The following is a 17,132-nucleotide window of genomic DNA, read 5'->3' as shown; positions in this document are numbered from 1 at the left end:
ATTTTCCCTCTGACTGGTCCACGGATGATTGCCGCTCCTTCTCAAAGCGTCCGCGCCAAAACCGCGAAAGCCTCGTATGGCTTCAGCATCAGGTTTTCACCCAGCCGGTCGACCGGTTCATAGTTCGAGATCAGGCACTCGCCGGGCATCCTCAATTCGCCCGGCAGCTCGACGGGAACCTCGCGGGCCCTGAAATTGGCGACCACCACCAAACGCTCCCCGTCGAGCGTTCGCGAGTAGACGAAGACGTCCGGATGGCTGTCGAGCCAGCTCTGATAAATCCCATAGACGATCACCGGGTGGCGTTTCCTGAGCGCGATCAGCTTGCGATAGTGGTTCCAGATTGACTTCTCGTCGGTCATCTCCCGCTCGGCATTGATCGTCGGGTAATTGGGATTGACCTCGATCCACGGCACGCCGGTCGAGAAGCCGCCATAGGGCGCGGCGCTCCATTGCATTGGGGTGCGGGCGTTGTCGCGGGCGTTTTCGTTGGCGCCCTTGATGAACTCTTCCGGCGACAGGCCGGCCTCGATATGGAGGCGGTGCATGTTGAGTGTCTCGATGTCGCGATACTGCTCGATCGTCGTGAACGGCACATTGGTCATGCCGATCTCCTCGCCCTGGTATATGAAGGGCGTGCCCTTCATCAGGTGCAACACGGTCGCCAGCATCTTGGCCGATTCTGCCGGATGACCGGTCGCATCGCCATATTTGGAGACAGCGCGCGGCAGGTCGTGATTGCCCCAGAAGAGCGAATTCCAGCCGTCGTCCGACAGCGCGTATTGCCACTTGCCGAGCACCGATTTCAGTTTCACCAGGTCGAACGGTTTCGACCGCCATTTGCCGAATATCTCATCCCATTGCTGGGTCACATGCTCGAACTGGAAGACCATCGACAGTTCGTGGCGGTTGCGGCCGGAATAGAGGAGAGCCGAACCGGGTGTCGCGCTCCAGGTCTCGCCGACGGTCAGGATATCGCGATTGCCGAATGTTCTGCGGTTCATTTCCTGCAGGTAGTCGTGCAGGTGCGGACCGTCGTGGACGATTTCCTGGTCCACCTGCTTGCCGATATAGTCGATGACATCCATGCGGAAACCGGCAATGCCGCGCTCCAGCCACCAGTTCATCATCTTGTAGATCTCGGCGCGGACCGCGGGGTTTTCCCAGTTGAGATCCGGTTGGCGGGTCGAGAACAGGTGCAGGTAATATTCACCGCTCAGGGGATCGAGCGTCCAGGCCGGCCCGCCGAAGGAGGATTTGAGGCTGTTGGGCGGCCCGCCGTCTGCGGCCGGCTTGCGCCAGATGTAGAAATCGCGGAACGCGTTGCCCGGCCCCTTGCGGCTCTCGAGAAACCACGGATGTTCGTCCGACGTGTGGTTGACGACGAGGTCGAGGACGATGCCCATGCCCCGGTTCCGCGCCTCCGATACCAGCCTGTCGAAATCGGCCAGCGTGCCGAATTCCGGGGCGATGTCCTGGTAATCGGAAATATCGTAGCCGTTGTCGTCCATCGGCGACTTGTAGATCGGCGATAGCCAGATCACGTCGATGCCGAGGGATTTCAGATAGCCCAGCTTTGAGGTGATGCCGGGGATATCGCCGACGCCGTCGCCGTTGAGATCGCAAAAACTGCGCGGATAGACCTGGTAGACGGTGGCGGTGTGCCACCATTTGCGTTCTATCGGCAATTCAGCCTGCTTGATCGCTGCGGCAAGCTGATCCTGAAAGTCGTTCATCGAAGCCCTCCCTGCCTCTTTAAGCTGTTCGAACGCGAGAGTGCGGCCAGGGTTCCTCACCCCGGCGGCAACAACTCGTCGGATGGAACATCGTGACTCGCTGCGGGTTAGACCAGTGGGAAACCGCAAGAAAAGGAGACCCTTCATGAGCAGCAGACTTCCCCCGACGCCTTCGGAAAACTTGAGCCACAAGGGCTCCGGCGAACAGACCCATGCGTCCGACATCAAGCGCGGCAAACCGCAGGCGGCGAACGATCCCGGCAAGCAGGGCCAGCAAGGCAATACCAAGGTCAACACGACCCATCAGGGTTATCAGCAGGACCGATAGGGAGTTCATGATGTCGACATCGCAGAAGACACCCGCAAGCATCCGCCAAGGCGGGCCGGGTGCGTCCCATGAAAACGCCCCCGATGCGAAAAAGGGTGTGCAGCTCGACGTGAAGAAGCCACCGGCCGACGACGACCTGCGCTCCAAGAGCCGGGTCTCGGGCGGCGGCGGCGAACGCGACAGCCACCACACCCACGATGCGAAGAAGAAGGGCGGCCAGGTGAACACGGCGCACTGACCCGTTACTTTGGATCGATGAAGAAACGCCCTTCCGGAGCGCCGGGAGGGCGTTCTAGTTCGATTGGCCGTCGGTCAGTCGAGCTTGCCCCCGACCAGAGCCACGCCGCGCGCCATGTTCCCTTGCGCGAGGTCTACACTTGCGACCACCGACATGCCAGGGACCAGCCTGTCGGTGAGCTTCTGTTGCGGCTCGATTGCGATCCGGACCGGGATGCGCTGGGCAACCTTGGTGAAGTTGCCGGTGGCGTTGTCGGCCTTGATGACCGAGAATTCCGAGCCCGTGGCCGGCGCGAAACGCTCGATCCGTCCGGCGAACCTCTCATGACCGAGGGCATCGACAGTGAAGGTCACCTTCTGGCCAGCAGCCATGCCGTCGAGCTGGGTTTCCTTGAAGTTGGCGACGACCCAGACCTGCGCAGGCACGATCGAGCCGATCTGGGTGCCGACCGAGACATACTGCCCGACGCGGCCGGCGACTTCGCCGAGAGTGCCGTCCTGCGGGGCGGCGATGCGGGTATTGGCAAGGTCGATCTCGGCGAGCTTCACCGCCGCCTTGGCGCTTTCGACATTGGCCTCCAATGACTTGCGGCTAACCACGATCGTGTTCAGGTCCTGTTCGGCAACCAGTACGGCGGCCTCCGCCTGATGCACCGCGGCCTGGGCCTGGTTGAAGGCGGACCGGGTCTTTTCCGCGTCGCTCTGGGTGGCGATGTTCTTTTCGAGTAGGCTCTGGGTGCGGTCGTAGGCGGTTGTCGCCGCATCGAAGGCGGCCTTGGCGCTTTCGACGGCGGCCTTGGCGGACTGAATTTTGGCTTCCGCAGACTTGCGGCTCTGTTCGGAGTTGGCGAGCGAAGCCTGCGTCGTCGCCAGCGCTGCCTTCGCCTGTTCGAGCTTCTGGGCGTAGATTCGGTCGTCGATCCTGGCGATCAGATCGCCCCGGCACACCCTCTGGTAATCCTGGACCGGCACTTCCGTGAGGTAGCCGGCAAGCTGGGGACTGAGGATGGTCACTTGGCCGCGCACATAGGCGTCGTTGGTGGTTTCGACCGAGCCGTGGAAGGGCGGCAGGTTCCAGGCGTAGAGCACGACGATGATGCCGGCGGCGCCGATGGCGAGCGCGACATAGGTGGCGATGAAGCGGAAGATCTTGGACATGGCAGTTTCGTTTCTTGTTCTTTGTTTCTTCTTTGGGCTCTGTTCGGAGCGTCAGCCGGCGGCGGGCATCGGGTTGCTGGTGGGTAAAAGCCGGTGGCGGTTGCGCCAAGCGACGTGGAGGAGAAGGCAGGCGAGGGCCGCGAGCGATGCCCAGGCGGTCAGCAGGGAGGCATCGTTGTAGGCGAGCGCGTAGGCCTGTTGCTGGACCTGCTTGGCGAAGAGGGCGGCGCCCTGCAAAGCCTGCTGGTTCTGGTCGGTCAGCACCTTGCCATAGGCGCTGCTGAGCTGTTTCAGGCGGGATGCGACCAGCGGATCGGTGGAGGCGAGTTCGGAGACCAGCCGGAAGGAATGGAACTGCTCCCGCCACTGCACGAAGGTGCCGTAGAGCGCGCTGCCGAGATAACCGCCTATCTTCTGGGTGGCGAGGAAAACGACGATGAAGGAGAGGATGTAGCTTGGGCCGCGCTTCATCGCAGCACCCATGCCGATCATCAGCGCCGGCGGCAGGAAGAGGCCGCTCGCGAAGCTCACCAGGAACTGGCTGAGATACATCTGTTCCGGGCGGGTGAGGATGGTCGACTGGCTGTCCATATAGCTGCCGACTGCGACCAGCAGCAGCGCGACCGCGTGGATCGCCGAGGCCCGGCCGGGTTTCATGACCATGGCGCAGATGATGCCGGAAGCGACGGCTCCGGCGAGGATAAGCCAGTTGAGGCCGGCCATCTGATCGTTCAGCAAGCCGGTATTGCGCAGAAAGTTGACAGCGCCGCTGGTCTGTTCGGAAAACAGCAGGCGGGATACCATCAGCGCGCCGGCAAAGTGCAGGATTTCGCGGGAGGTGAGCCAGCGGATGTCGACCAGGTGGTTCTTCCGGTTGAGTTCGATCGCCGCAAAGATTGCCGAGGCCGCAATGCCGCCGATGATCATCCAGCCGAGCCAGTCGACCGCAATCCACCAGTAGAGCCGGCCGACGGTGAACGCCACGGCAAAACAGCCAAGCCCGGCAGCGAGGAAGAGGTAGCTGACAAGGTCGAGACTGCTGATTACTTTCGCCCGCGGCGGCGAGGTCAGCGGCAGGACATAGACGAGGCCGAGCGCGACCATGGCAAGCCCCATCTCGACGAGATAGAGCGCGTGATAGCCTCCGGTATCGAGGAGATAAGGCGAGATGATGCCGGCCACCGGCGTGGGCAGGGCAAGCGCCGTTAGCGCGCCACAGAGGCCAACGCTCAACTTCTTCGTCGGGGAAACCGGCTCGAGCACATAAAGGAAACCGAGCGAGGTCATCGGCGCGGCCGCGACGCCTGCAAAGAAGCGCAACGCCAGCGCGCTTTCGTAACTGTCGGACCAGAAATGCGCCAGGCACACGAGCACATAAACGACGATCGCCACTTCGGCGAAATTGCGCAGACCGTATTGTGCCCGCACCTTGAAGAGCAGCAGCGTCAGGCTGGCATTTGGAAAGAGATAGGCGGCCATCAGCCAGGTAGCTTCGGTCTGGGTCAGATCCATCGCCCCGGCGATCTGCTGCAGATTGGTGGAGATGAAGCTCATGCCGAGCCCCTGCGTCAGGGCAATCAGCATGCCTGCCAGCATATAGGCCGCGGTCATCGCCGGTGATTTGGGCACGAAGGCAGGCGGCGCGACCGGGGCAGGCGCCGAGGGAGCGGCGGGTTCCGGGGCGCGCGGGGTTATCTCAACGGTTTCGATCGGCTCCGCCGTTCTACGGAAATCCGGTCGTATGATCGTTGCGTCGTCCTGCCTTGCCGTCGTCTCACGCGGGGACATCGATGTCCTCCAGCTCCCCGATATTGGCCGTGATCCGCTCGAACAGTGCCATGGCGACCTGCACCTGCTCGGCATCGATGTCCTGAAAGATTTGCTCGCGCATGTGGTCGGCAATCGAGCTCACGAGGCTTGCCTGTTCCTCGCCGTGGGCCGTCAGGAACAGAAGCTTGACGCGACGGTCGTTTGGGTCCGGCCGGCGTTCGATCAGGCCGTTCTCCTCCATCCGGTCGAGAAGACGCACCATGGTCGCCTGTTCGAGTTCCAGCTCGCAAGCAAGCTCGCTCTGCGTCATGTTCTGCTTCTTGGCGAGGCGAAACAGGGCGCGCGCGCGCGGGTAGGTCAGCCCATGCGCCATGACACGCTGGTTGAAGGCGGTACGGATCTTGCGGCTGACCTTGGTCAGCGCCTCGAAGAATTCGGATGCGATCGGATCGGGTTTCATCGTGGGCTTACTATTAGTGTGCTAAGTTCTTTGTCGCCTTTAGCTAGCGCACGAGCCGGTCCGTTTCAAGGGCGGGCGGTGCGCCCCACTGCGGATTCGGCAGACGATGACAAAGGGCGGTTGGTGCCGGCACTCGGACCCGCAGTCATTTTGCGGCAGGTCGTCCGTGGCGGGTTTAACCTCCCGTTAACCATCGAGGGCTAAAAATGCTGGTGCGCGAATGACTGCGCGCCTAACCTCTGTGGGATCAACATGTACGTTGTATCGGTGCTCGACAATGGCGACCAACGGACCTTTGTGTCCGAAAGCCTGAAAATTTTAGACCGGATCGTCTACGCCACCATCTGTGGTTCTCCAAAGCAGTTCCTGCTTTCACAGGTCGTCGATATCGTCCCGGTCGACGCAAAACCTACCAAAGCTCCAACGACACGCAACGTCGCCTCGCTGATCCAATAGTCCCCTCAGACTGGACTGGACCGAGAGCGAAAACCCTTTCATCGCCGTGAGCGGCCCACAGGCGCGTCCTTGACCATAGGTCATGGACGGACCCGCGATGGCCTGTTCGCGCGCGCCTGCTCACGTTGGCTGCAACCGATCACACACGGGGTCGCAGCCACGGAGGGCTCGCCGGCCAATGTCGGCGAGCTTCAATTCGCCACGCCCCATAAGCGGCCGCATCGTTACTCTGCCGCATCGGCCTGCTCGGCCGCTATAGCTTCCCCCTTCGCTTCCTTCTTGCGACCCGCGAGCACGTCGCCGGCCGTCCCGGACAGGCGGAAGAAGGAGAAACACGAGGATGCGGAAATGATTGCGATGATGAGGAAGGACATCGCGAAGGCGAAGTTGGTCAGCGTCTCGGAGCCGCCGGAAAAAGAGTGCAGGAGCATGGCCGACATCGCGACGCCGGTACTCTGGGCGATGCGCTGTGCCATCTGCGACAGCGATGTCGCGTGGCTCATCTCCGAGTCTTCGGTTTCCGCGAATGTCAGCGTGTTCAGCGATGTGAACTGCAAGGCGCGGAAGAAACCGCCAAGCAGAATGATGATCACCATGACCATCGGCGCCGTGCCGGGCGTGAAACTGGCGAGCAGCGCCATCGAGGCACTGGCGATCAGCGCGTTCCAGAAGAGCACGCTGCGGAAGCCGAAACGACGCAGGATGCGCCTCGTCATGGTTCGCATGCCGAAGGCGCCGATCGTCGAGACGAAGGTGATGGCGCCCGATTGCAAGGGCGTATAGCGGAAGACCTCCTGCATCAGCAGCGGCAGCATGAAAGGCAGGGCGCCCATGCTGATCCGGAACAGCGAACCGCCGGTGACGCTCGATCGGAATGTGGGATATCGAAAGAGTTTGAGGTCGAGGATGGCATTTTGCGTTTTGCGTGCATGGCGGATGTAGAGGCCAAGCAGGGCAACGCCGCCCGCAACCAGGACCAATGCGCTGGAATTCATGCCGCGGGCGAAGGAATCGAACCCGAAGATGACCGCGCCGATCCCGGCACCGGTGAGGATGAAGCCGGGGAAATCGAAGGAGGTGCGCTCCGTCGGCGGGATTTTTTCGATGAGCGCGAGCGTCAGGATGATCGCCACGATGCCGACCGGCAGGTTGATCCAGAAGATCCAGTGCCACGAGCTGATGCCGGTGATGAAGCCGCCGAGCAGCGGCCCGATCGCCGGGCCGACCACGGCCGGCATGCTCATCAGCACCATGGCGGACACCAGTTCCTCGCGCGGCACCGAGCGCACCAGGATCAGCCGTGCCGTCGGCAGCATCAGCGCGCCGCCGAAACCCTGCAGCGCGCGCGCTGCGATCAGCATGGTGAGGGTGGTCGAGGCGGCGCAGAGCAGCGAGGCGAGGGTGAACAGCGCGATTGCCAGGCAGAACACCCGCCGGGCCCCGAAACGGTCGGCGAGCCAGCCGCTCAAGGGCAGGAAGACGCCCAGCGAGAGTACGTAGACGGTGATCGTCGAATGCAGCGTCAGCGGCGGTTCGCCGAGCGCATCGGCAATCGTCGGCAGGGCCGTGGCGATCGCCGTCGAATCGATCTGCTGCATGATGAGCGCCGATGCGACGATCAACGGCACGGTCTTGCGGGGGTCCAATTCGGTCGCTTTCGGTTCAAGTCGTTGTTCGGTAAGCCCGGTTCCTGGCAGGCCACCAAACCGCGCGGCCACCGATGGTGTTTCCGCTTGCTTCAGTCGTCGTCATGTGTTCTTCTATATGGAACGTCGGTCCATAAACAGAATATTCCCTTGGATATCGGGCTGTCAACGGCGCTTTTGTCACTGCCGCGTTGACGGCGTCCGGATGCACGCCGGCCGATTGCGTGGGAGCGACAACTGAAATGAAGACGGTGGGGACATGAAGATCACGGGAGCGCAGGACGAGGACCAGCAAAAGGGCCGCCTGTCTTCGGTCTCGATGGCGATCCGCATCCTCAAAGCCTTCGAGGGTGACGATGCGGAGATCGGCATCACCGAGCTCGCCCGCCGTCTCGGCATTGCCAAGAGCACCGTGCATCGCCTGGTGGTGACGCTGATGGCGGAGGATTTCCTCGAGCAGAATCGCGACACCGGTCGCTACCGGCTGGGGCTCGAACTTTTCGGGCTCGGTTCGCTGGTGCGCAACCGCATGGACCTTTCCACCGAGGCGCGCACGCTGCTGATGGATCTCAGGCAAGAGACGGACGAGACGGTGCTGCTCGGCGTACCGGCCGGGCCGGAGATCATGTATGTTCGCGTCCAGCCTTCCCGGCAGGCGGTGCGCATCAGCGCGGAAATCGGTATGCGCGCGCCCTATCATTCGACGGCTGCCGGCCGCGCAATTCTCGCCTTCCAGCCGGAAAGCCGCATCGCTGCCCTTGTCGGGGCTACCCTGCCACTAAGGACCCCAAAAACCGTCACCGATCCCGACAAGCTGCAGAAACTGCTCGGCAATGTCCGCCGCCTCGGTTTCGCAGTGGAAGACGAGGAGAACGAACTCGGCATGCGCGCCATCGCCGCACCCATCCGCGACGCCCAGTCGGACGTGGTCGGCGCGGTCGCCATCGCCGGTCCCGTCCAGCGCCTATCGCTGAAGAATCTCAACGCTTTTGCCGAACCGCTGCTCGTCGCGGCACGGGCGGTCTCTGCCCGTCTCGGGCATCGCGGCGCGCTCGCAGGCGGCGACGCCTGACGGACAGCAGCGGTGACGATTTAATGTTCCAGAAGGGTTGCCTCGGGTCGGACCTGCTCTAGGTCACTCATTGAACCGTTCGGTTCGATCACATCGGCGCACGTCGTTTCGGCGCGTCACCGACCTTTTCTCTCCGGGGAGGTCTCTTATGGAAACCCACTGTCTTAAGCGCCCCACGCGGCGCCAATTCCTTTCTTCCGTCGCTTTTACCGTTCTCGCCAGCAGCGCCGCACCGGTGATGGCGCGCAGCATTTCCGGCAGCCTTCCCTGGGAGGCGCGTTCCGCCGATCCGCCGGTACAGGTCAAGCCCGGCGGCTGGCTGTTCTTCACGCTCGAGGAGGCCCAGACGATGGAAGCGGTCGCCGACCGGCTGGTGCCGGCGGACGATCTGTCGCTCGGCGGCAAGGATGCCGGCTGCGTGCTTTATCTCGACCGGCAGCTGGTGGGATCCTACGGCACGTCGAGCCGGCTCTACACCAAGGGCCCGTTCATGCCCGGCCTGCCGACGCAGGGTTACCAGGCGCCTGACACGCCGGCCCAGCGCTACCGATCCGGGATTGCCGCGCTCAACGCGTTCACCCGCGAAACCAAGGGCGGCAAGCGCTTTGCCGAGCTCGCCCCTGATGAGCAGGACGCCGTGCTGAAGGATCTCGAAGCCGGCAAGATCACCCTGCCGAACAAGGTGGATGCCAAGTCCTTCTTCAACCTGATGCTCGCCAACGTGATGGAAGGCTTCTTCGCCGACCCGATCTATGGCGGCAACAAGGACATGGCCTCGTGGAAGATGCTGGGCTTTCCCGGCGCGCGATACGACTACCGCGACCACGTTTCCAAACACAACCAACCCTATCCCCTGCCTCCGGTTTCGATCGCAGGCTCGACGGAATGGATGACCAGGTAGGGACTGAAAAATATGACTACTATTCTACCTCGCAAGGACGCCGTGATTGTCGGCCTTGGCTGGACAGGCGCGATCCTCGCCCATGAACTGACCGAGGACGGGCTCGACGTCGTGGCGATCGAACGCGGTCCGTGGCGCGATACGGCCACCGATTTCAACATCGGTTATGCCCAGGACGAACTTCGTTATGGCATCCGCCGCGACCTCTTCCTGCAGCCGGCGGTCGAAGCGATGACGATGCGCAACAACACCTCGCAGACGGCGCTGCCGATGCGCGACTACGGCTCCTTCCTGCCCGGCAACGGGGTGGGCGGCGCCGGTGTTCACTGGAACGGCCATACCTGGCGGTTCTGGGACAGCGACTTCCAGATCGCCGACCACCTGAGGGACCGCTACGGCGCAGCCCGGATCCAGGACCTGCAATTGCAGAACTGGGGCGTGACCGGCGCCGAGATGGAAAAATCCTTCGACCGCTTCGAATATCTCGCCGGCATTTCCGGCAGGGCCGGCAATATCAACGGCCGGATCCAGGAGGGCGGCAATCCGTTCGAGGACCCGCGCTCGCGCGACTATCCGCTGCCGCCGCTGCAGATGACCTATGCGCCGACGCTGTTTGCCGAAGTGACCAGGTCTTTGAACCTGCACCCGTTTCCGACGCCGGCGGCCAACCTTTCCAAGGACTATATCAACCCGCTCGGCATCGCCATGGGCCAATGCACGATGTGCGGTTTCTGCGAACGCTTCGGCTGCGCCAACTATTCGAAATCCTCGGCCCAGACGACCATCCTGCCGGCACTGATGAAAAAGAAGAATTTTGAGGTTCGCACCGACTCGGAGGTTCTGCATGTGGATCTCGACGTCTCGAAGAATCACGCCCGCGGCGTCACTTATGTGAACACCTCGGGCGAAGAGTTCTTCCAACCGGCCGATATCGTGCTGCTCTGCGCCTATGGTCTCCACAATGTCCGGCTGATGATGCTCTCCGGTATCGGCGAGATCTACGATCCGAATACCGGCGAGGGGACTGTCGGGCGGAACTACTGCTACCAGACCAATGCCGGCGCGCAGGTGTTCTTCGACGACAAGAACTTCAATCCGTTCGTCGCTGCCGGCGCGCTCGGCCAGACGGTGGACGACTTTAACGGCGATGCCTTCGACCATGGGCCGCTCGATTTCGTCGGCGGCGCGGGCATCAACTGCATTCCCTCGAACGGCCGGCCGATCCAGACCCGTCCGACCCCGCCCGGCACGCCGCGCTGGGGCAGCGACTGGAAGAAGGCGACTGTCAAATCCTACAAGTCGACGCTCGGCTTTTCCTCGCAAGGGTCGAGCTACCCGACCCGCGGCAATTATCTGGATCTCGATCCGACCTATACGGACCGGTTCGGACGGCCGCTCTTGCGCTTCACTTTCGATTTCCCGGACAACGACATCCGCATGTCGAACTGGGTCTCGGACCGGATGGAGGAGATCGCCAAGGCCTTCGGCGGCAGGCAATACACCAATACCCGCCGCAAGAAGGGCTGGGATTCGGTGCCCTACCAGAGCACCCACAATACCGGCGGGGCGATCATGGGCACGGACCCCAAGACCAGCGCCGTCAACAAGTACCTGCAGAGCTGGGACGTCGCCAACGTCTTCGTCATCGGCGCTTCCGCCTTCGCCCACAATGCCGGCAAGAACCCGACCGGCACCGTAGGGGCGCTCGCCTATCACACGGCGGATGCGATCCGCCAGCAATATCTCCGCAACCCGGGCCAACCTCTGGTGTCGGCATGAGCAGGATTGTCTTTTCCCTCACCCTTGCCGCAACCGCCCTCTCGGCAGGCCTGGCGCTTGCCCAGGCTCCCGACCAGGCGGACCAGATCATCCGCGGTCGTTACCAGGCGATCCTCGGCGATTGCGCCGCCTGTCACACCGCGCCGGGGGCAAAACCGCTCTCCGGCGGGCTGCCGCTCGAAACGCCCTTCGGCCAGATCATTCCGCCGAACATCACCCCCGACAAGGCGACCGGCATCGGCAACTGGACGGAGGCGGATTTCCGCAGCGCCCTGAAGACCGGCATCGGCCATGACGGCAAGCGGCTCTACCCCGCCATGCCCTATCCGGCCTATACCAGGATGACCGACAGGGACATCGGCAATCTCTGGTCCTATCTCAGGACCGTCGATCCGGTCTTCAATCCGGTCGAAGCCAACCAGTTGCCGTTCCCGTTCAACATCCGGCTGTCGATGATGGGCTGGAACATGCTGAACTTCACGCCTGGCGAATTCCAGCCCGATCCGTCGAAATCGGCCGAATGGAACCGCGGCGCCTATATCGTCCAGGGGCCTGGCCATTGCGGCACCTGCCATTCGCCCAAAACCGCGCTCGGGGCGGACGAGACCAGCGAGCCGTTGCAGGGTGGTTCGCTGCAGGGATGGTATGCGCCCAACATCACCGGCAACAGCTATGTCGGCATTGGCAGCTGGAGCGAGGAGGAGATCGTCCGGTACCTGAAGACCGGCACCAACGGGCATACGATCGCTTCGGGCCCGATGGCGGAGGCGATCCAGGCCTCGACCTCGCTGATGACCGACGCGGACGTGCACGCGATCGCCACCTACCTCAAGAGCACCGAGGGCGGTCCGACGCAGAAACCGCAGCCGATCCCGGCAAGCGATGCGCGGATGAAGGTGGGGGCGGCGATCTATCACGACACCTGTTCGGCCTGCCATGGCGGCGACGGCAAGGGGGCGAACCAGCTTTTCCCGGCACTCGCCGGCAGCTCGATCGTGCAGCAGCCGAGTGCGGAGACGTTGACGCGGCTGGTGTTGCAGGGCAGCCAGGCGGTGCATACGCCTGAGGCGAAAACGACACCCGCCATGCCTTCGCTCGGCTGGCGCCTGACCGACGCGCAGGTGGCTGCGGTGCTCACCTATGTCCGCAACAGCTGGGGCAATGCCGCGCCTTCGGTCGGGGCATCGGATATCGGGGCGCAGAGGTAAAAGCGTTCGTCCTCGGCTATATTTGACGTATACCCCTCACCCTTCCCTTCTCCCCGCGGGGAGAAGGGAAGGCAGTCGGATGAGGGGCAATTGCCGAGCCACAACCTTCATTTCCCCGCTTCACGCGCCTCTATCTGCCGGCTACAACTCCATTATTCCGTTCTGCAATTTTGGATTTGAGAACCATGGCCGATAGCGTTACCGATCGTTTCCTCCGTTATGTCGTCATCGACACCCAGTCGGATGCCAAGTCTCCCTCCCAGCCGTCGACCATGAAGCAGAAGGATCTCGGCCGGCTGCTGGTCGAGGAAATGCTGGCGATCGGCATTACCGATGCGTATCTCGACGAGCACGGCTATATCTACGGGACGATTCCGGCCACGACGTCGAAAAACAACGTGCCGGTGATCTGCTTCTGCGCTCATATGGATACGGCGCCCGATTTCACCGGCACCAACGTCAAGCCGCAGATCGTCAGGAACTATCAAGGCGGCGATATCCAGCTCACCGGCGACAAAAACCAGGTGATCCGGGTGTCCGAACATCCGGTGCTGAAAGACCAGATCGGCAACGACATCATCACCTCTGACGGCACCACGCTGCTCGGCGCCGACGACAAGGCGGGCATTGCCGAGATCATGTCGGCGGCCGAATTCTTCATCAACAACCCGGACGTCAAGCACGGCGCGATCCGCATCCTTTTCACCACCGACGAGGAGATCGGCCGCGGCGTCGACAAGGTGGACCTCGCAAAGCTCGGTGCCGATTTCGGCTATACGCTGGATGGCGAGACGGCCGGCACGATCGAGGACGAGACGTTTTCGGCCGATGCGGTGGAGATCGCCATCAAGGGCGTCGCCATGCATCCGGGCTTCGCCTTCGGCAAGATGGAAAACGCCATCAAGATCGCCGGCGGCATCGTCGCCAGATTGCCGAAGGACATGACGCCGGAGACCACCAAGGGCCGCGACGGCTTCATCCATCCGACCGGCATTTCCGGCGTGATGGAAAAGGCGAACCTCTCCTTCATCATCCGCGATTTCACCGAGGAGGGCTTGAAGACCAAGGAGACCCTGCTCGAGGAGGTCACCAGGCAGGTGATCGCCGACTATCCGGGCTCGACCTACACCTTCACCATCAAGGAACAGTACCGCAACATGAAGGTAGTGCTCGACCAGCATCCGGGCATCGTCGATTACGCGGTCGAGGCGATCAGCCGGGCCGGGATGACCCCGGTGCGCGGCAGCATCCGCGGCGGCACGGACGGCTCGCGCCTCTCCTTCATGGGCCTTCCCTGTGCCAACCTCTTCGCCGGCGGCCACGCCTTCCATTCCCCGCTGGAATTCGTCAGCAGCCAGGACATGGAACTGGCGGTGAAGACGGTGGTGGAGCTTGCGAAATTGTGGGAGGAGCGGGCGTAAGCGCACTTGAGCGTCTATCAAGACAATAGGAAGCCGATGTATTCCTGAAGAGGGGGGCGATGCGGCTTCCTTATTCTGCTATCGCAAGTTACGTGCAAGCCATTCCCGCTAACCTCGGAAATTGCATCTCCGCCGCTGGTGATGTGTTGCGATCATTTTGATCACAACGTCGCTTGGTCCGGAAAACCTGGACACGGGGGTAGGATGACGACGATTGGCAGTTCGATGCTTGGCGTAACCAATACATACGCGCTCAAGCTTCTGCAGGGTGCGGAAACGCCTGCTACTGTGGGCACGAAACCCAGGGCTTCGGAGAACCCATCTTCGCCAGCAACCTTGCTCGACGGCGCAGGAAGCAGCGATGTCAGTGAGTTTATCTATGATGCTTTCGGGAAGTTCTCGACCGCTCCCGATCTCGACGATGTCATCGGGTTGCCGCCGCCGTCAGCGGAGCAAATTGCCGATCCAACGGCGAGCAATCACCCCAGCAAAGTAAAGTTCGAAATCAAGATTGGCGATGTTGTCCTAGCACGAATCTATGAAGGCGGCGTGGCGGAACTTGCCGACGGCTTCGACTATTCCTCCATCGGCTTCGACACCGAGGAGGCAGGTCTTGAAGGAATGGCCCTGGCCCAGGATAGGACCGCCCGCATCCTTAAATTCTTCGCCGAGTTGACATTCGACGTCACAGCTTTTGGCCCCGATGGTGCACCAGTCGTTCCCGCGCCCGAAGTGGAGAGTCCGGTCAATGAAGGCGAGGCCGATGGCCCAGACATGTCCGCAAATAAGCTGCTGCTTTCGCTCATGCTGGAAGCTGATCGCTTTCAGAGCGCGGTAGAGGTCCGGAAAGATTCGACATCCAAGGATCAGGTTGATCGAACCCATGTTCCCGAGAACATGACCGAAGAGGACGTTGCGGCGCTCAGCGACAGTGAGTATCTGTCGCTCCTAAAGGGAACTATCGCCGGGATGATCGATGACTGGTATGCCCACCTTCGCAGCATCTCCATGCAGGAACCCTACATCTATTCTCCAGTGGTGACGGCCGTATCTGAGCCAGCGGGTTGATGCATTCTCCGTTCATGACCCCTCGGATCGTGCCCGTTTTTGCCACCGCAAAGATATACCCAAATTGGTCAATGCCGAGCAAGGACAATACCCGGCGGGATGTGCTTTAAAGTTGGTGAGGCATCTCCTGTTGCCTCCGGTCAACAGACAAGGGATCCTCGCGCTATCCTGCGGGGGTCCTTGTCTGTCCTTGAACGCGCCGCATTTTCCGCTTAGAAAACCGCCATCTGTAGCACCAACAGGACGGTGGACCATGGACCTCAACCGAAACGCAACGCCGCTTTGCCTTGCCATTCGGGAATCCGTCCATGCCTTCCATTACGCTTGCAAACCTTTCATGGTCCACGCCTGACGGCCGGCCGCTTTTTTCCCATCTGAACCTCAGCTTCGGGCCTGAACGCGCCGGCCTTGTCGGGCGCAACGGCGTCGGCAAGACGATGCTTTTGAAGCTGATCGCCGGCGAACTGACGCCCGCATCCGGCACGGTCTCCGTCGCTGGCAGCCTCGGCGTGCTGCGCCAGAGCGTGCAGGTCGCGCCCGGCGAAACGATCGCCGACCTCTTTGGCACGCGCGATGCGCTGGCCACCTTTGCTCGCGCCGAAGCGGGCGAGGCGTCCGCCGAGGAACTCGCCAATGCCGACTGGATGCTGGAGGCGCGCATGGCGGAAGCGCTGGCGCGGGCAGGCCTCGATGCGGATGCGAACACGCCGCTCGAAACGCTGTCGGGCGGCCAGCGCACCCGCGCAGGGCTGGCGGCGCTGGTCTTCGCCGAGCCGGATTTCCTGATCCTCGACGAACCCACCAACAATCTCGACCGAGACGGCCGCCGGGCGGTGATCGACCTGCTCGCCGGCTGGCGCGGCGGGGCGATCATCGTCAGCCATGATCGCGGGCTTCTGGAAACCGTCGATGCGGTCGTCGAATTGACCTCGCTCGGTGCCACCCGTTATGGCGGCAACTGGAGCCGATACCGGGAGCGCAAGGTGCTGGAACTGGCCGCCGCCGAGCACGATCTCACTGACGCCGAAAAGCGGATGGCGGAGGTCAACCGTGTGGCGCAGGAAACCGCGGAGCGCAAGGCGCGCAAGGACAGAACCGGCAAGAAGAAGGCCGCCAAGGGCGACATGCCGCGCATCGTCGCCGGCGGCATGAAGCGGCGGGCGGAAAACACCAGCGGCGACAATGCCCGGCTTGCCGAGCGGCTGCGAACCCAGGCGGCTGATGACATCTCGGCTGCGCGTGAAAAGATCGAGATTCTGCAGCCGCTCTCCGTGACGCTGCCGCCGACCGGCCTGCCGGCGAGCCGGGTCGTGCTCCGGATCGACAACGTCACCGCCGGTTACGAGATTGAAAAGCCGGTCCTGCGTGACCTCTCCTTCGAGATCACAGGGCCGGAACGCATCGCCGTCACCGGTCCGAACGGTTCGGGAAAGACGACGCTGCTATCGCTGATTTCGGGCAGCCTGTTGCCGTTCTCGGGCACGGTGCGGGTGCCGGTCAGATCCGCCATGCTCGACCAGCGGGTGAGCCTGCTCGATCCGGCGCTGTCGATCCGCGACAATTTCCGGCGGCTCAATCCGCAGGCGGACGAAAATGCCGGCCGCGCGGCGCTCGCCCGGTTCATGTTCCGCGCCGATGCCGCGCTGCAGGTGGTCGGCACGCTGTCGGGCGGACAGATGCTGCGGGCGGGGCTCGCCTGCGTGCTTGGCGGACTGGCGCCGCCGTCGCTGCTGATCCTCGACGAGCCGACCAACCATCTGGATATCGATTCCATCGCCGCGGTCGAGGCCGGATTGCGCGCCTATGACGGCGCGCTGCTGGTTGTCAGCCATGACGAGGTGTTTCTGGAGGCGATTGGCATCACCCGCCGGCTGGAGTTGGGCTAGAACCGG

15 protein-coding genes are annotated in these 17,132 nt (G+C 62.5%); 10 read left to right on the top strand and 5 right to left on the bottom strand.

Going from position 1 to position 17,132, the window contains the following annotated elements:
• Positions 1-41 precede the first annotated feature (41 nt).
• Positions 42-1,736 (bottom strand): alpha-glucosidase, encoded by a 1,695-nt coding sequence (locus C5J24_RS21520; protein ID WP_105420820.1) that lies wholly within the window; start codon positions 1,734-1,736, stop codon positions 42-44.
• Between the two features lie 145 nt (positions 1,737-1,881).
• Here C5J24_RS21520 and C5J24_RS21515 point away from each other — a divergent pair, with 145 nt between their 5' ends.
• Complete coding sequence (locus C5J24_RS21515) at positions 1,882-2,064, top strand: hypothetical protein (protein WP_105420818.1); 183 nt, start codon at positions 1,882-1,884, stop codon at positions 2,062-2,064.
• Between the two features lie 10 nt (positions 2,065-2,074).
• Positions 2,075-2,302 carry a hypothetical protein gene (locus C5J24_RS21510; RefSeq protein ID WP_105421046.1) on the top strand — a complete coding sequence of 76 codons (228 nt, stop codon included), beginning with the start codon at positions 2,075-2,077 and terminating at the stop codon, positions 2,300-2,302.
• A gap of 74 nt (positions 2,303-2,376) precedes the next feature.
• Here the strand turns inward: C5J24_RS21510 and C5J24_RS21505 are convergent, their stop codons facing one another.
• From C5J24_RS21505 to C5J24_RS21495, 3 genes are read right to left on the bottom strand one after another with little or no spacing between them, the layout of a single operon-like run.
• Positions 2,377-3,459 (bottom strand): HlyD family secretion protein, encoded by a 1,083-nt coding sequence (locus C5J24_RS21505; RefSeq protein ID WP_105420816.1) that lies wholly within the window; start codon positions 3,457-3,459, stop codon positions 2,377-2,379.
• Between the two features lie 51 nt (positions 3,460-3,510).
• Positions 3,511-5,247 carry an MFS transporter gene (locus tag C5J24_RS21500; RefSeq protein ID WP_105420814.1) on the bottom strand — a complete coding sequence of 579 codons (1,737 nt, stop codon included), beginning with the start codon at positions 5,245-5,247 and terminating at the stop codon, positions 3,511-3,513.
• Positions 5,234-5,689 carry a MarR family winged helix-turn-helix transcriptional regulator gene (locus C5J24_RS21495; RefSeq protein WP_105420812.1) on the bottom strand — a complete coding sequence of 152 codons (456 nt, stop codon included), beginning with the start codon at positions 5,687-5,689 and terminating at the stop codon, positions 5,234-5,236. Before C5J24_RS21495 ends, C5J24_RS21500 begins: the two co-directional genes overlap by 14 nt.
• Positions 5,690-5,941: 252 nt before the next feature.
• Between C5J24_RS21495 and C5J24_RS21490 the strand changes: the two genes are divergently transcribed.
• A complete protein-coding gene (locus tag C5J24_RS21490; RefSeq protein WP_105403911.1) occupies positions 5,942-6,145 on the top strand; it encodes a hypothetical protein in 204 nt (67 codons plus the stop codon).
• A 224-nt stretch (positions 6,146-6,369) separates the two neighbouring features.
• On the opposite strand, the gene C5J24_RS21485 is transcribed toward C5J24_RS21490, so the two are convergent.
• On the bottom strand, positions 6,370-7,863 hold the full coding sequence (locus C5J24_RS21485) for a DHA2 family efflux MFS transporter permease subunit (protein WP_105420810.1): 1,494 nt from the start codon (positions 7,861-7,863) through the stop codon (positions 6,370-6,372).
• Positions 7,864-8,050: 187 nt separating this feature from the next.
• Here C5J24_RS21485 and C5J24_RS21480 point away from each other — a divergent pair, with 187 nt between their 5' ends.
• The 7 genes from C5J24_RS21480 to C5J24_RS21450 all read left to right on the top strand — a co-directional run bounded on the left by C5J24_RS21480 (position 8,051) and on the right by C5J24_RS21450 (position 17,126).
• The gene (locus C5J24_RS21480; protein WP_105420808.1) at positions 8,051-8,863 is read left to right on the top strand and encodes an IclR family transcriptional regulator; all 813 of its coding nucleotides are present in this window, start codon (positions 8,051-8,053) and stop codon (positions 8,861-8,863) included.
• 148 nt (positions 8,864-9,011) lie between these two features.
• The gene (locus tag C5J24_RS21475; protein ID WP_105420806.1) at positions 9,012-9,764 is read left to right on the top strand and encodes a gluconate 2-dehydrogenase subunit 3 family protein; all 753 of its coding nucleotides are present in this window, start codon (positions 9,012-9,014) and stop codon (positions 9,762-9,764) included.
• Positions 9,765-9,776: 12 nt separating this feature from the next.
• Positions 9,777-11,543 carry a GMC family oxidoreductase gene (locus C5J24_RS21470; protein WP_105420804.1) on the top strand — a complete coding sequence of 589 codons (1,767 nt, stop codon included), beginning with the start codon at positions 9,777-9,779 and terminating at the stop codon, positions 11,541-11,543.
• Entirely contained in the window at positions 11,540-12,751 is a 1,212-nt protein-coding gene (locus C5J24_RS21465) for a cytochrome c (protein ID WP_105403916.1), read from the top strand. The genes C5J24_RS21470 and C5J24_RS21465 overlap by 4 nt, the downstream gene beginning before the upstream one ends.
• Before the next feature lie 185 nt (positions 12,752-12,936).
• Complete coding sequence (gene pepT, locus C5J24_RS21460) at positions 12,937-14,172, top strand: peptidase T (RefSeq protein ID WP_105420802.1); 1,236 nt, start codon at positions 12,937-12,939, stop codon at positions 14,170-14,172.
• Between the two features lie 204 nt (positions 14,173-14,376).
• The gene (locus tag C5J24_RS21455; protein ID WP_105420800.1) at positions 14,377-15,240 is read left to right on the top strand and encodes a hypothetical protein; all 864 of its coding nucleotides are present in this window, start codon (positions 14,377-14,379) and stop codon (positions 15,238-15,240) included.
• Positions 15,241-15,548: 308 nt separating this feature from the next.
• Positions 15,549-17,126: an ABC-F family ATP-binding cassette domain-containing protein gene (locus C5J24_RS21450; protein ID WP_105420798.1), complete on the top strand. Its 1,578-nt coding sequence runs from the start codon at positions 15,549-15,551 to the stop codon at positions 17,124-17,126.
• Positions 17,127-17,132 lie beyond the last annotated feature (6 nt).

This window comes from Neorhizobium sp. T25_27 (genome assembly GCF_002968565.1).
GTDB classification, from domain to species: Bacteria; Pseudomonadota; Alphaproteobacteria; order Rhizobiales; family Rhizobiaceae; genus Neorhizobium; species Neorhizobium tomejilense.
Note: the sequence above shows the minus strand (reverse complement) of the source record. Positions and strands in the feature narration are given on the sequence as shown.

Coding starts and splice junctions, on each gene's coding strand:
- C5J24_RS21505 (WP_105420816.1), bottom strand. CDS start 3,459: ATGTCCAAGATCTTCCGCTTCATCGCCACCTATGTCGCGCTCGCCATC.
- C5J24_RS21490 (WP_105403911.1), top strand. CDS start 5,942: ATGTACGTTGTATCGGTGCTCGACAATGGCGACCAACGGACCTTTGTG.
- C5J24_RS21495 (WP_105420812.1), bottom strand. CDS start 5,689: ATGAAACCCGATCCGATCGCATCCGAATTCTTCGAGGCGCTGACCAAG.
- C5J24_RS21480 (WP_105420808.1), top strand. CDS start 8,051: ATGAAGATCACGGGAGCGCAGGACGAGGACCAGCAAAAGGGCCGCCTG.
- C5J24_RS21510 (WP_105421046.1), top strand. CDS start 2,075: ATGTCGACATCGCAGAAGACACCCGCAAGCATCCGCCAAGGCGGGCCG.
- C5J24_RS21450 (WP_105420798.1), top strand. CDS start 15,549: ATGCCTTCCATTACGCTTGCAAACCTTTCATGGTCCACGCCTGACGGC.
- C5J24_RS21515 (WP_105420818.1), top strand. CDS start 1,882: ATGAGCAGCAGACTTCCCCCGACGCCTTCGGAAAACTTGAGCCACAAG.
- C5J24_RS21475 (WP_105420806.1), top strand. CDS start 9,012: ATGGAAACCCACTGTCTTAAGCGCCCCACGCGGCGCCAATTCCTTTCT.
- C5J24_RS21500 (WP_105420814.1), bottom strand. CDS start 5,247: ATGTCCCCGCGTGAGACGACGGCAAGGCAGGACGACGCAACGATCATA.
- C5J24_RS21455 (WP_105420800.1), top strand. CDS start 14,377: ATGACGACGATTGGCAGTTCGATGCTTGGCGTAACCAATACATACGCG.
- C5J24_RS21520 (WP_105420820.1), bottom strand. CDS start 1,736: ATGAACGACTTTCAGGATCAGCTTGCCGCAGCGATCAAGCAGGCTGAA.
- pepT (WP_105420802.1), top strand. CDS start 12,937: ATGGCCGATAGCGTTACCGATCGTTTCCTCCGTTATGTCGTCATCGAC.
- C5J24_RS21470 (WP_105420804.1), top strand. CDS start 9,777: ATGACTACTATTCTACCTCGCAAGGACGCCGTGATTGTCGGCCTTGGC.
- C5J24_RS21465 (WP_105403916.1), top strand. CDS start 11,540: ATGAGCAGGATTGTCTTTTCCCTCACCCTTGCCGCAACCGCCCTCTCG.